A 12,823-nucleotide genomic window follows, 5' to 3' on the forward strand; every position below is an offset into this window, starting at 1 on the left:
AGTTCCGCCATCGCTTCAGGTTCATACAGGTTGCGGCCATCGAAGATGACGGGCATCTTGAGCTCGCTTTTCAGATGCGCGAAATCCGGGCTCTTGAATTCCTTCCACTCGGTCACGATCACGAGTGAGGGAGTTCGACATGGGGACGTCCTATTGCAAAATAATCGATGCCGAGTTCCGCCATCGCTTCAGGTTCATACAGGTTGCGGCCATCGAAGATGACGGGCATCTTGAGCTCGCTTTTCAGATGCGCGAAATCCGGGCTCTTGAATTCCTTCCACTCGGTCACGATCACGAGTGCATCCGCGCCCGGCAAGGCGTCCTTCTGCGACTCGACGAAGTGCAGGCGTTCGAGCTGACCGGGCTTATTGGCGAGATCGAGCGCGAAAACGCGGCGGCTTTCCGTCAGCGCCACGGGGTCATAGGCACGCACCGTCGCGCCCCGCTCCAGCAGCGCGCCAATCAAACGGCGGCTCGACGCTTCGCGCATGTCGTCGGTGTTCGGCTTGAACGCAAGGCCCCATACGGCGAACGTGCGCCCGCGCAGATCCTCGCCCATGCGCTTCGTGATCTTCGTGACGAGCACTTCCTTCTGCAGATCGTTCACTTCTTCCACGGCTTCAAGAATTCTCAGCCGATGCCCGTTTTCCCGCGCCGTTTGGGCGAGCGCCTGGACGTCCTTCGGGAAACACGAACCGCCGTACCCGCAGCCCGCATACAGGAAGTGATAACCGATGCGCGGATCAGAGCCAATCCCGCGACGCACTGATTCGATGTCCGCGCCAATCGCATCGGCGAGATTCGACAGGTCGTTCATGAACGAGATGCGCGTAGCCAGCATGGCGTTGGCTGCGTACTTCGTGAACTCGGCCGAGCGCACATCCATATACAGCGTGCGTTCGTGATTGCGGTTGAACGGTGCGTAGAGGAGCTTGATCTTCTCGCGCGCGCGTTGGCCGGCTTCGTCGTCGTCGACGCCGAGCACGATGCGATCAGGACGCATGAAGTCATCGACCGCCGCGCCTTCTTTCAGGAACTCCGGATTCGACAGCACGGAAAAGCCGTTCTGTCCCGTCGGTTCGATGCCGCGTGCGCGCAATTCCTCCTCGATCACCCGGCGAACGTGCTGCGCCGTGCCGACCGGGACTGTGGATTTATCGACGATGACTTTGAAGCCGTTCGCGTACCGCCCGATATTGCGCGCCGCTCCGAGCACGTATTGCAGGTCGGCGGAACCGTCCTCGTCCGGCGGCGTGCCGACGGCGATGAACTGGATCTCGCCATGCTCGGCGCTTTCCTTGATATCGGTCGAAAAGCGGATCCGCCCGGCTGCACGAGTGCGCTTGAGCATCTCGTGGAGACCCGGTTCGTGGATCGGCACGCCGCCGCTGTTGAGGATGTCGATCTTGGTCGGATCGACGTCGAGGCAGAGCACGTCGTTGCCGATTTCAGCGAGGCATGCGCCGGTCACAAGTCCGACGTAGCCCGTCCCGATAATGGATATTTTCATATGCGTTCCGGAGAATCCGGTGAGTGTCGAAAAATCAGGCCGCAAGGGCCACGAAGTCCGATCGGATAAACATTACATGCACCGCACAGGACGGTGGTCCTGACGGGCGATGGCGGTTGAACGCCGGCGATCGATGCAGCCGCCTCACGCGGCAGTGGTGATCGGCTCGACCCGGCGCGGCGCATAGGTTTCCCAGCCACTGCAGCCCGGGCATTGCCAATAAAAAAGACGCGCGCGAAAACCGCAATTCTGGCACGTGTAGCGCGGCAAATTCTTGGTCCGCTGCTTGACCAGCGCGCGCATGAGTTCCAGTTCGCTGCGGCGCGGTTCTTCTGCAGTAGCAACTTGCGCCTCCAGCAGCCGCGTCATGCCGGCCAGGTTCGGCGACGTCTGCATCTGATGGCGCGCGAGCGTGTGCGCGGCGTCGAGACCGCGCAGCTCCGAGACATGCTTGAATGCGACGTCGAGCAGATCGTTGGTCGGATAGCGGTTCACAAAATCGACCAGCAGATCCACGCCTTCCGCCGTCCTGCCGAGTTGCGTGTACGCCTGAACCAGTTTCTCCGCGACCAGCGGAAGATAGGCCGCATTCTGCGCCTCCACGCGACGCCAGCACGCAATCGCAGCTTCGAGATCGCCGCCGGATGCATCGACGTCTCCTACCAGGATAGTCGCACGTACGTTTTCCGGATTCGCCGCGAGGGCGAGCTTCAACTCGGCGCGTGCGTCGGCGGGATTCTTACGCTGCAGCGCTTCTTGCGCGAGTTCGCAGTGGAATTGGGCAACTTCCTTGGCCAGCGAGGCCGCACCCATTTCTTCGATGCGCTCGGCCGTCGTGATCGACTTGTTCCAGTCCTTCTCGATCTCGTAAATGGTCAGGAGCGCACGTTGCGCGCCCAGCGCGTACTCACCCGCCTCGAGCGACCGGAACGTTTCTTCGGCGCGGTCAAGAAGGCCTGCTTTCAGGAAATCCTGTCCGAGTTCGTACAGCGCGTGGTCGCGCTCGGCGACAGGAAGATCCGGACGGCTCAGCAAGTTCTGGTGCACGCGAATCGCGCGGTCGGTTTCACCGCGCCGGCGAAACAGGTTGCCAAGCGCAAAGTGCAATTCGATGGTTTCGGGATCGAGCTTCGCCACTTCGATAAATGCATCGATGGCCTTGTCGTGTTGCTCGTTCAGCAGGAAATTGAGGCCGCGAAAGTACGAGCGCGGCAGGTTGGCGTTTTCGGACAGCAGCGTTTTCAGATCATAGCGGGAAGCCATCCAGCCAAGAGCAAACGCGACCGGAATGACAAGCAGCCACCAGAAGTCTAGATCCATGCGAATTCTTGTTAGAGGTTAAATACCGGACCACGTACAAGGCGCGGCCGGCTGCACGAAGCAACACCGGCCGCGGCCTATCAGATCAGCGGCGGCATGGGCGGGTCCAGCGGCACGACAGGCACATCCCGCGCCGTGCGCAATTCCCGTTTGAGCCGGGCATTTTCCATCCTCAGGCGGAACACGGTTGGTAGCGAGGACAGCAAGCCGGCCAGCAGTCCGACCACGAAAAACGCCAGCCCAATCAAGATGAGCGGTGCGTCCCACGAATAACCGGCGAGGAAATTGAGCGTCGCCGTTTGCGTGTTGGCGAGGGCGAGCACCAGCAACACGACGAAAACGAGGATACGAATCAGCCAGACAAAAAATTTCATAGGGGTCTCTTTGACGGCGGTAACTGAATAAAGCAGGCACAACCGGACGGAGGGCATGGATGAGGAGCGCAAAGCGCGCGCCACATCGCCGGAGCCCATGAGCGTCCGGTATTGTAATTGATGCGTATGGCGCGAGGCGCAAAGGCTGAATGCGACTAGTCGATCGGCCCGACCAGACATTGGAACAGTCACCCCGTTCGAAGCGCGCAGACATAAAAAAAGCACCCTTACGGGTGCTTTTTCGGTCATTTGCCACTGACTGCGCAGCGCGCGAACCGGTAGGAATCTGGACGCCGGTCAAACATCGTCGTCTTCGTCGCTATCCGGCTCATTCGACTGTTTCAGCGGTTCGCCCGCGCGTCCGTCGACACGTTCCCGCAACTCCTTGCCCGGTTTGAAATGCGGTACGAATTTTTCCGGTACCAGCACCTTCTCGCCTGACTTGGGATTGCGGCCAACACGCGATGGCCGGCGATTGAGGCCGAAACTGCCGAAGCCGCGAATTTCGATGCGATGGCCGTTGGCCAGGGCGTCCGACATTGCATCGAGCATCGTCTTCACAGCGAAATCCGCATCTTTAAGTACAAGTTGCGGAAATCGCAGCGCCAGTTGGGCGACCAATTCCGATTTGGTCATGCTGCAGCAATACCTGCGGCTTAGCCGTTCTGGCCGTCGAGCTTGGCCTTCAACAGCGCGCCAAGGTTCGTCGTGCCGGTTGCAGCCGTGCTCGAGTCAGCCGAAGCCAGACCACGGATTGCTTCCTGTTGCTCAGCCGAATCCTTGGCTTTGATCGACAGGTTGATGCCACGCGACTTGCGATCGATGTTGATGATCATCGCGTTGACCTTGTCGCCTTCTTTCAGCACGTTGCGAGCATCTTCCACGCGGTCCTGAGCGATTTCCGACGCACGCAGATAACCTTCCACGTCTGCCGTCAACGTCACGACTGCACCCTTCGCGTCAACCGACTTGACCACGCCGTCAACCGTCGCGCCCTTGTCGTTCATTGCCACGAAGTTGCTGAACGGATCGCCTTCGAGCTGCTTGATACCCAGCGAGATGCGTTCCTTCTCCACGTCGATGCCCAAGACGATTGCCTGAACTTCGTCGCCCTTCTTGTACTTGCGAACCGCTTCTTCGCCCGTTTCGCTCCACGACAGGTCCGAGAGGTGAACCAGACCGTCGATGCCGCCCGGCAGGCCGATGAACACGCCGAAGTCGGTGATCGACTTGATGGCGCCTTCCAGCTTGTCGCCCTTCTTGAAGTTGCGGCTGAAGTCGTCCCACGGGTTCGGCTTGCACTGCTTCATGCCGAGGCTGATACGGCGGCGGTCTTCGTCGATTTCGAGAACCATGACTTCGACTTCGTCACCGAGTTGCACAACCTTCGACGGTGCAACGTTCTTGTTCGTCCAGTCCATTTCCGACACGTGAACCAGGCCTTCGATGCCCGATTCCACTTCGACGAATGCGCCGTAGTCGGTGATGTTGGTGACCTTGCCGAACAGGCGCGTGCCCGACGGGTAACGGCGGGAAATGCCTTCCCACGGATCGTCGCCGAGTTGCTTGATACCCAGCGAGACGCGGTTCTTCTCTTGGTCGAACTTGAGGATCTTCGCGGTGACTTCCTGGCCAACCGACAGCACTTCGCTCGGGTGACGCACACGACGCCATGCGATGTCCGTGATGTGCAGCAGGCCGTCGATACCGCCGAGGTCCACGAATGCGCCGTAGTCGGTGATGTTCTTGACCACGCCTTCCACGATAGCGCCTTCCTTCAGCGTTTCGAGCAGCTTTGCGCGCTCTTCGCCTTGGGTCGCTTCGATCACGGCACGGCGCGACAGCACAACGTTGTTGCGCTTGCGGTCGAGCTTGATCACGCGGAATTCGAGGGTCTTGCCTTCGTACGGGGTCGTGTCCTTGACCGGACGCGTGTCAACCAGCGAACCCGGCAGGAACGCGCGGATGCCGTTGACCATCACGGTCATGCCGCCCTTGACCTTGCCCGTGATCGTGCCGGTCACGAGTTCGTTGTTGTCGAGCGCTTTTTCCAGCGACAGCCACGAAGCCAGACGCTTCGCCTTGTCGCGCGACAGGATCGTGTCGCCATAACCGTTTTCCAGGGCGTCGATGGCCACTGAAACAAAGTCGCCCGCCTGCACTTCTACCTCGCCCGCGTCGTTCAGGAATTCTTCGAGCGGAATGTAGGCTTCGGACTTGAGACCCGCGTTGACGACCACGAAATTGTGGTCGACGCGCACGACTTCGGCGGAAATGACTTCACCCGCACGCATGTCCTGCTTGGTCAACGACTCTTCGAACAGAGCCGCAAAAGATTCGGTATTCGGGGTAGATGTTTGCAGGTCGGACATAAAAATCTATAGTTGCGCGGCTACTTCGCGTTTGCCTGCCCGAAACATTCGGGCCAATTGCAAGAAAAAACGAGCGCCACACGGGGTTGAGGGGTTAATACACGCTCCATGTTTCTCATGGAGCTCCAACGCAAAGCCAACGGACTTGTCGGCTTTTTGCAACGATTGCAATCAGATTCCAGCAAGGTTCCAGCACCTTACACGCGAATTGCGGTGTACCAACCGATGATCTGATCGACCGCCTGGTCGATGGATAGCCCGGAGGTGTCCAGCGTCTTCGCGTCCACTGCGGGCTTGAGCGGTGCGGCTGCACGGCTGCTGTCCCGTGCGTCCCGCTCGCGCAAATCTCGCAGCAAGTCTTCCATATTAGCAGAAAAGCCTTTTTGTATCAATTGCTTATGCCGCCGCGCGGCGCGCGCTTCTGCGCTCGCCGTGAGGAATACCTTGAGTGTTGCGTCGGGGAAAATAACGGTTCCCATGTCGCGGCCGTCCGCGACCAGCCCCGGAGGCCTGCGGAAGGCCCGCTGGCGGGCAATCAGCGCGGTCCTAACCTGTGGGTGGACCGCGATCGCCGAGGCGCGCTTGCCAATTTCTTCAGCACGGATTTCGGTGGAGACATCCACGCCGTCGAGCTGTGCCAAGCCCTCGCGAAATGTGATGTGAAGCTCGGCGACCAGTTCCGCGAGTGCATCGCCGTGATCGGGTTCTATGTTGTAGCGCGCGCTTGCCAGCGCCGTCAGCCGATACAACGCGCCGCTATCGAGCAGATGGAAACCCAGCGTGGCCGCGACCACGGCGGCGACCGTGCCTTTGCCGGAGGCCGTCGGGCCATCGATGGTGATGACGGGCGTTTGATGAAAAGGACGGGTCGGTTTCATCGCAGGCGTCCGGGTCGGCCGAAAACGGCACGCTTATATATATTAGTCACGGTCATCACGCCTTCGCCAGCTTGGCAAATTGCTCGAAATAGTCGGGGAAGGTCTTCGCCACGCACTTCGGGTCGTTGATGCGCACCGGCACGCCGCCCAGGCTCACGAGCGAAAAACACATGGCCATCCGATGGTCGTCGTAGGTGTCGATAGCCGCGTTCGGCGTCAGCTGCCCCGGCGGCGTGACCACGAGGTAGTCCGCACCCTCCTCGACCGTTGCGCCGACCTTGCGCAGTTCGGTGGCCATCGCGGCGATGCGGTCGGTTTCCTTCACGCGCCAGCTCGCGATATTGCGCAGCGTGGTCGTGCCGTTGGCGAACAACGCGGCAACTGCAATGGTCATGGCCGCGTCGGGGATCAGGTTGAAATCCATGTCGATGGGCATCAGCCTGCCGTCGTCCGATTCCACGCCGCGTACTTCGATCCAGTCGTCGCCAAGCATCACGTTGGATAATCGGTCACGCCGACTTCCTGCGCCGTATCGGCTTCGAACACGACGTCGAAGCCGCGCTTCGCGATGCAGGCGGCGAGCGCCGTCAACGGCTCCCTGATGCCGGGCGTATTGTTGCGCCCTACGAGCGCGACGGTCTTGAATTGGGTGCCAATATCCATGGCGGCATTACACCATAGGTGAGTGTCGAAAAGAACCGCGGGCCGCGTCGGGATTACCTTTGGACCGGGTCCGGGATGTTTCCGGGCTGTCCCGTTACGGTAAGCTCCGGCGCGGCAGTTAATTCTCGTTAGAATGATGTGCAACATGAATTGATGACGGACGAATGAAAAAGGGCGGATTGCTCTTGTTCCTCCAGTCACCGCGTTCGCTGCTCCAACCACGTTGAGCTAAAATTTCCCCATGCTAGACCCACGTGCCCAGACCCTCCTCAAAACGCTGATCGAGCGATATATCGCAGAAGGTCAGCCGGTCGGTTCTCGCACGCTGTCGCGTTACTCCGGCCTCGAGCTCAGTCCCGCCACCATCCGCAACGTGATGTCGGACCTGGAGGACCTCGGGCTGGTGGTGAGTCCCCATACGTCGGCGGGCCGGATTCCCACGCCGCGCGGCTATCGGCTCTTCGTGGATACCATGCTGACCGTCGAAACCACCGACGACGAAGCCATGACCTCCGCGGTCAAGATCAAGCTGCAAGGCGGCGAACCGGCGAAGATCGTGGCCGCTGCCGCGAGCGTTCTCTCGAATCTGTCGCAATTCGCGGGCGTCATTCTCACGCCGCGCCGCAGCCATATGTTCAAGCAGATCGAGTTCATGCGGCTGTCGGACAAACGCATTCTGCTGATCATCGTCACACCTGAAGGTGACGTTCAGAACCGCATCATGGCGACCCAGCGTGACTATTCGCCGTCGCAACTCACCGAGGCGTCGAATTACATCAACGCGAATTTCGCTGGCTTGTCCTTCGACGAAGTACGCCGCCGACTTCGCGAGGAAATCGACGCGCTTCGCGGCGACATGACAACGCTGATGCAGGCAGCGGTGGCCGCGAGCGTGGACGAGACCGATCCCGGCGAGACCCTGCTGATTTCCGGCGAACGCAATCTGCTGGAAGTGGCGGACCTCTCCTCCGACATGGCGCGGCTGCGCAAGCTTTTCGACGTATTTGATCAAAAGACGAGTCTCCTTCAATTACTCGACGTGTCGAGCCACGCCCAGGGCGTGCAGATATTCATTGGCGGCGAGTCGAATCTCGTGCCGATCGAGGAAATGAGCGTGGTGACCGCGCCATACGAGGTGAACGGGAAGATCGTCGGCACGCTCGGTGTAATCGGACCCACGCGGATGGCGTACAACCGCGTCATTCCAATAGTCGATATCACCGCGCGGCTCTTGTCCCTCTCGCTCAGTCAACAATAAGCCGGTTCCGAAGGGGGGGGGCAAATCCCGCAATCCCCCGTCCGACAACTCATCTTGCCCCGTGCGAAGCCGCCGCGCCACTAGGCCGATCGGCCGATGTTGCGTTCCGAAACGCGCCGCTATAATGGGTTTTACTCAATCACGCTGGCTTGCCGAGCTTCTCTTATATGCGCTACGACCTCGAGTTGCCCTCGCAGCCTTCCGCTTCGCACCGCGTTGCCGTGCTGCTGATCAACCTCGGCACGCCGGACGCGCCCACGCCGAAAGCGGTGCGCAAGTACCTCGCCCAGTTCTTGTCGGACCCGCGCGTGGTGGAGATTCCCGCAATTGCGTGGCAGGTCATCCTGCGCCTGGCAATCCTGCCGTTTCGCGGCCGTGCGTCGGCGAAGAAATACGCTCAGGTCTGGTTGCCGGAAGGCTCGCCGCTGCGCGTCTATACGGAAAAGCAGGTCGAGGGGCTACGGCGACTCTTTGCCGTGAACGACTACCATGTAATCGTCGATTACGCGATGCGCTACGGTTCGCCAGGCATTCCCGCGATGCTGAACCAGCTCAAGCTGGAAGGCGCTGAGCGCGTGTTGCTCGTGCCCATGTACCCGCAGTATTCGTCATCGACCACGGCAACCGCCTTTGACGATGCGTTCAATGCGTTGCGGCGCGTACGTAATCAGCCGGAATTGCGCACGATTCGCCATTACGCAGACCATCCGGCGTATATCGGCGCGTTGGTCGAGCAGGTTCGCGAATACTGGCGCCAGCACGGGCAGCCGGACTTCGCTTCGGGCGACAGACTGGTGCTCAGCTTTCATGGCGTTCCCAAACGGACGATGGACCTCGGCGATCCGTATCACGACCAGTGTCAACAGACGGGTTCATTGTTGATGGCGGCACTCGGGCTTTCGCCGGTCGAATGCCGCGTGACATTCCAGTCGCGGTTTGGTCCCGCTGAATGGTTGCAACCGTACACGGCTCCTACGCTCGCCGAACTGGGCGCCGCCGGTGCGAAGCGCGTTGACGTGTTCTGCCCGGGCTTCACGTCGGATTGCCTGGAAACGATCGAAGAAATCGGCATTGAAGTGCGCGATGACTTCCTGAAGGCCGGCGGCAAGGAGTTTCACCGGATCCCCTGCTTGAATGCATCGCCGGCGTGGATCAAGGCGCTCGGGGAAATCGTCGCGCAGCATCTGCAAGGCTGGCCGGTTCAGACGCCACAAGCCTTGAGCGCCGCTGCATAAGGTTCGAGCCATGAACTACGCCATCTCAACCGATTCTAGCGCACGCCTTCGTATCGACAAATGGCTGTGGGCGGCGCGTTTTTTTAAAACGCGTTCGCTCGCAAGCGATGCCGTAGAGAAGGGTCGCGTGCGGATTGGCGGCGCGAACGTGAAGCCATCGAAAGACGTGCGGGTCGGCGATCTGGTGGAGATCGAAATCGAGCACGTGCTCTGGCAAGTGGACGTGGTGGGGATCTGTGAAGTACGCGGCCCGGCAACGGTTGCGCAGACGCTTTATAAGGAAACAGATTCAGGCCGGGAGAAGCGCGTGGCGGAGAGCGAGCGCAGAAAGACGTACCGGGAACCGGCGGCCGCGCTGCAAGGCCGGCCGACCAAACGGGACCGGCGAATTATCGACAAACTTTCAGGTGCTGACTAAACAGGCTTTCCATGGTGGCGGACACGCCGCCATACTCCACGTTGTGATCGTTCACCGCGCCCGACATGCAGATAGTCGTTGTGCCGCCAACGAGTACCAATGCGACCACCGCAATAGCTAAGGTCAGTTTCATGGCACTCCTCGTGGCAACGCAAACGGCTCGAAATACGGACGCTGACTTTGGCTCAACAGCTCACTTCAGCGAATAAACAACTTGGAATCTGGCTTTCGTAAGATTAGGGTTAACTAGTGCTTCCGAAGACATGATCGAAGTGTAGGTGACGTGATCGTCCGGCTCAATCTCAATCTGATCACCGGCTGAAAATGGTTGTAACGGGCCGTTTCCGGACTGTAGAAACGACGCCGAAAACCGCGTGCAACCCCTTGAAAACGCTCACGCCAGCCTCAACTACATTTTCAGGGTAAGCATTGACGTGCCTCGATCCATTCGTGCTACCTGCCGATACAACCGTGGTGTTTTAGCAACGTTGGCGCGGCAGGTATCATCGGCAGCTTTCCGATGGATCGAAACCGCAACGGTGCTTTCGATTTCATCCGTTTTCATCCTTAGCAAAAATCTCAAGCGACATGGAAAACACGCAAGACAACTCCGCGAGCCAGAATTCCACGCCCGGCGACGAAACGGCGGCTCAACATACCCAGCAGCCGAACCCGGCAGACGCAGCTTTTGCGACGGAAGCGGGCGACGTGAACGAAACCGAAGCTCTGCTCGCCGAAGCGCAGGCCAAGGCTGCAGCGTTGCAGGAAGAGTTTCTGCGCGCGAAAGCCGAAACCGAAAACGTGCGGCGCCGGGCGCAGGAAGACGTCCAGAAGGCGCATAAATTCGCGATCGAAAACTTTGCGGAAAACCTGCTTCCCGTGCTCGATAGCCTGGAAGCTGCGCTTGCGCACTCATCGACCGATCTTGCGAAAGTTCGCGAAGGCGTCGAGTTGACGCTGCGCCAGTTGACCGGTGCGCTTGAAAAAGGGCGCGTGGTCGAAATCAATCCGGTAGGCGAAAAATTCGACCCGCACCGTCATCAGGCGATTTCGATGGTTCCGGCCGACCAGGAAGCGAACACGGTTGTCACGGTGCTGCAAAAAGGCTACGTGATTGCGGACCGCGTCTTGCGACCGGCGCTCGTGACCGTCGCCGCGCCGAAATAGACATCGTCAGGCTGAAATCACCTTTGTCATGGCCAACATCCCCGTCGATGCGACTGCGTTTTCCGTTTTCGAGATGCAGGAATTGAGCGCCGAGACGTTCGATTCCGGCTTGGTATCGGCGGGAGACGAGTTGGCTGTGGTGTTTTTCTGGGGTTTCGAGTGCTTCAACTGCGAGATTGCCAAGAAAGCGATGCTCGCCAAGCCGGACGAAATCCGGGCGCTCGGTTTGAAATGGTTTCACAGCAATGTCTACGAGCACCGGGACCTTGGCCGGCGTTTCATGCTGCATGGCGTGCCGACGTGGTTTTTCTTTTACCGCAGCAAGCGCCTTGGGCGCGCGACCGCATGGCATGGACTTGGGCAGTTCAAGGCCGCTGTGGAAGCTGCTCGCGAGAAGATCCGGATGCTCGGCGCGAAGGCGTGAGCCGATTCCCCGAAAAAGTTGCAGTCAGGATAAAAAAAATGAGGTTGCGTCGGTTTTTGGTCTTGAAAACGATGCGAACGCTCTTATTTGGCGTACAGGGTTAAATTTTGGGCATCGAGAAGCGTTTTTGAACGATAAACACGTTGAAAACGCAAAACCGGATGCGCTGCGATCAAAGTCAGGAGAGTGATAAAAATGGGCAGAATCATTGGTATCGATCTGGGCACGACGAACTCGTGCGTGGCGATCATGGAAGGCAACACCGTCAAAGTGATCGAAAACGCGGAAGGCACGCGTACCACGCCGTCGATCATTGCTTATGTCGACGACAACGAAATCCTCGTTGGTGCGCCGGCAAAGCGTCAGTCGGTGACAAATCCGAAAAACACGTTGTACGCAGTCAAGCGACTGATCGGCCGTCGGTTCGACGAAAAGGAAGTGCAGAAGGACATCGCGTTGATGCCCTACAAGATCGTGCGCGCCGATAACGGCGACGCCTGGGTTGAAGCCCGCGATCAAAAGCTGGCACCGCCGCAAATCTCGGCCGAAGTGCTGCGCAAGATGAAGAAGACCGCTGAAGACTATCTCGGCGAAGAAGTGACGGAAGCCGTGATCACGGTTCCGGCGTACTTCAACGACAGCCAGCGTCAGGCTACGAAAGACGCAGGCCGTATTGCTGGTCTGGACGTGAAGCGCATCATCAACGAACCGACTGCAGCCGCGCTCGCGTTCGGCTTGGACAAGAACGAAAAGGGCGACCGCAAGATTGCCGTCTATGACCTGGGTGGCGGCACGTTCGATGTGTCGATCATCGAAATCGCAGATGTCGACGGTGAAAAGCAGTTCGAAGTGCTGTCCACGAACGGTGACACGTTCCTGGGTGGTGAGGATTTCGACCAGCGCGTCATCGAATACATCATTGGCGAGTTCAAGAAGGAACAAGGCGTCGATCTGTCGAAGGACGTGCTCGCGTTGCAACGCCTGAAGGAAGCGGCGGAAAAAGCGAAGATTGAGTTGTCGTCGGCGGCTCAGACTGAAATCAACTTGCCGTACATCACGGCTGACGCGTCGGGTCCGAAGCACTTGAACCTGAAAATTACGCGTGCGAAGCTGGAGTCGCTGGTCGAGGAACTGATCGAGCGCACCATGGAACCGTGCCGTGTCGCTATCAAGGACGCAGGCGTGAAGGTCGGCGATATCGACG

13 protein-coding genes and 3 pseudogenes are annotated in these 12,823 nt (G+C 59.3%); 6 read left to right on the forward strand and 10 right to left on the reverse strand.

The window, feature by feature from the left end; translation table 11 throughout:
* The 9 genes and pseudogenes from ACRXB1_RS17035 to ACRXB1_RS17075 form a co-directional block, all read right to left on the reverse strand.
* A pseudogene (locus ACRXB1_RS17035) lies at positions 1–128 on the reverse strand (UDP binding domain-containing protein); the annotation flags it as partial.
* Complete coding sequence (locus ACRXB1_RS17040; RefSeq protein ID WP_449492642.1) at positions 119–1,510, reverse strand: UDP-glucose dehydrogenase family protein; 1,392 nt, start codon at positions 1,508–1,510, stop codon at positions 119–121. The gene ACRXB1_RS17040 and the pseudogene ACRXB1_RS17035, both read right to left, overlap by 10 nt.
* A 144-nt stretch (positions 1,511–1,654) precedes the next feature.
* A complete protein-coding gene (lapB, locus tag ACRXB1_RS17045) occupies positions 1,655–2,830 on the reverse strand; it encodes a lipopolysaccharide assembly protein LapB (protein WP_449492643.1) in 1,176 nt (391 codons plus the stop codon).
* 80 nt (positions 2,831–2,910) lie between these two features.
* Positions 2,911–3,204 (reverse strand): lipopolysaccharide assembly protein LapA domain-containing protein, encoded by a 294-nt coding sequence (locus tag ACRXB1_RS17050; RefSeq protein ID WP_062000022.1) that lies wholly within the window; start codon positions 3,202–3,204, stop codon positions 2,911–2,913.
* Positions 3,205–3,501: 297 nt separating this feature from the next.
* Entirely contained in the window at positions 3,502–3,840 is a 339-nt protein-coding gene (locus ACRXB1_RS17055; protein ID WP_056355824.1) for an integration host factor subunit beta, read from the reverse strand.
* Between the two features lie 20 nt (positions 3,841–3,860).
* Positions 3,861–5,576, reverse strand: a complete 1,716-nt coding sequence (rpsA, locus tag ACRXB1_RS17060; protein WP_047844853.1) for a 30S ribosomal protein S1 — start codon at positions 5,574–5,576, stop codon at positions 3,861–3,863.
* Positions 5,577–5,773: 197 nt separating this feature from the next.
* Entirely contained in the window at positions 5,774–6,454 is a 681-nt protein-coding gene (gene cmk / locus ACRXB1_RS17065) for a (d)CMP kinase (RefSeq protein ID WP_062000023.1), read from the reverse strand.
* A gap of 55 nt (positions 6,455–6,509) precedes the next feature.
* Positions 6,510–6,944: pseudogene (locus ACRXB1_RS17070) on the reverse strand (3-phosphoshikimate 1-carboxyvinyltransferase); the annotation flags it as partial.
* Positions 6,945–6,952: 8 nt separating this feature from the next.
* A pseudogene (locus ACRXB1_RS17075) lies at positions 6,953–7,264 on the reverse strand (hypothetical protein); the annotation flags it as partial.
* Between the two features lie 94 nt (positions 7,265–7,358).
* Here ACRXB1_RS17075 and hrcA point away from each other — a divergent pair.
* The 3 genes from hrcA (at position 7,359) to ACRXB1_RS17090 (ending at position 10,028) form a co-directional block, all read left to right on the forward strand.
* Complete coding sequence (gene hrcA, locus ACRXB1_RS17080) at positions 7,359–8,375, forward strand: heat-inducible transcriptional repressor HrcA (RefSeq protein WP_056356176.1); 1,017 nt, start codon at positions 7,359–7,361, stop codon at positions 8,373–8,375.
* A gap of 167 nt (positions 8,376–8,542) precedes the next feature.
* Entirely contained in the window at positions 8,543–9,610 is a 1,068-nt protein-coding gene (hemH, locus tag ACRXB1_RS17085; RefSeq protein ID WP_061998486.1) for a ferrochelatase, read from the forward strand.
* A 10-nt stretch (positions 9,611–9,620) separates the two neighbouring features.
* Positions 9,621–10,028: an RNA-binding S4 domain-containing protein gene (locus ACRXB1_RS17090; protein ID WP_062169191.1), complete on the forward strand. Its 408-nt coding sequence runs from the start codon at positions 9,621–9,623 to the stop codon at positions 10,026–10,028.
* On the opposite strand, the gene ACRXB1_RS17095 is transcribed toward ACRXB1_RS17090, so the two are convergent.
* Positions 10,000–10,161: a hypothetical protein gene (locus ACRXB1_RS17095; RefSeq protein WP_162916028.1), complete on the reverse strand. Its 162-nt coding sequence runs from the start codon at positions 10,159–10,161 to the stop codon at positions 10,000–10,002. The two genes, ACRXB1_RS17090 and ACRXB1_RS17095, sit on opposite strands and share 29 nt — an antisense overlap.
* A gap of 455 nt (positions 10,162–10,616) precedes the next feature.
* Between ACRXB1_RS17095 and grpE the strand changes: the two genes are divergently transcribed.
* The 3 genes from grpE to ACRXB1_RS17110 all read left to right on the forward strand — a co-directional run.
* A complete protein-coding gene (grpE, locus tag ACRXB1_RS17100; RefSeq protein ID WP_061998488.1) occupies positions 10,617–11,195 on the forward strand; it encodes a nucleotide exchange factor GrpE in 579 nt (192 codons plus the stop codon).
* A 28-nt stretch (positions 11,196–11,223) separates the two neighbouring features.
* Positions 11,224–11,619 (forward strand): thioredoxin family protein, encoded by a 396-nt coding sequence (locus ACRXB1_RS17105; RefSeq protein WP_449492644.1) that lies wholly within the window; start codon positions 11,224–11,226, stop codon positions 11,617–11,619.
* Positions 11,620–11,814: 195 nt separating this feature from the next.
* Positions 11,815–12,823, forward strand: a 1,009-nt coding sequence (locus ACRXB1_RS17110; RefSeq protein WP_449492645.1) for an Hsp70 family protein, incomplete at its 3' end; no start/stop codon positions are given.

The organism is Caballeronia sp. M23-90 (assembly GCF_053574605.1).

Excerpts from the sequence above, each read along its gene's own strand:
- ACRXB1_RS17040 (WP_449492642.1), bottom strand. The coding sequence starts at position 1,510 with ATGAAAATATCCATTATCGGGACGGGCTACGTCGGACTTGTGACCGGC.
- lapB (WP_449492643.1), bottom strand. The coding sequence starts at position 2,830 with ATGGATCTAGACTTCTGGTGGCTGCTTGTCATTCCGGTCGCGTTTGCT.
- ACRXB1_RS17050 (WP_062000022.1), bottom strand. The coding sequence starts at position 3,204 with ATGAAATTTTTTGTCTGGCTGATTCGTATCCTCGTTTTCGTCGTGTTG.
- ACRXB1_RS17055 (WP_056355824.1), bottom strand. The coding sequence starts at position 3,840 with ATGACCAAATCGGAATTGGTCGCCCAACTGGCGCTGCGATTTCCGCAA.
- rpsA (WP_047844853.1), bottom strand. The coding sequence starts at position 5,576 with ATGTCCGACCTGCAAACATCTACCCCGAATACCGAATCTTTTGCGGCT.
- cmk (WP_062000023.1), bottom strand. The coding sequence starts at position 6,454 with ATGAAACCGACCCGTCCTTTTCATCAAACGCCCGTCATCACCATCGAT.
- hrcA (WP_056356176.1), top strand. The coding sequence starts at position 7,359 with ATGCTAGACCCACGTGCCCAGACCCTCCTCAAAACGCTGATCGAGCGA.
- hemH (WP_061998486.1), top strand. The coding sequence starts at position 8,543 with ATGCGCTACGACCTCGAGTTGCCCTCGCAGCCTTCCGCTTCGCACCGC.
- ACRXB1_RS17090 (WP_062169191.1), top strand. The coding sequence starts at position 9,621 with ATGAACTACGCCATCTCAACCGATTCTAGCGCACGCCTTCGTATCGAC.
- ACRXB1_RS17095 (WP_162916028.1), bottom strand. The coding sequence starts at position 10,161 with ATGAAACTGACCTTAGCTATTGCGGTGGTCGCATTGGTACTCGTTGGC.
- grpE (WP_061998488.1), top strand. The coding sequence starts at position 10,617 with ATGGAAAACACGCAAGACAACTCCGCGAGCCAGAATTCCACGCCCGGC.
- ACRXB1_RS17105 (WP_449492644.1), top strand. The coding sequence starts at position 11,224 with ATGGCCAACATCCCCGTCGATGCGACTGCGTTTTCCGTTTTCGAGATG.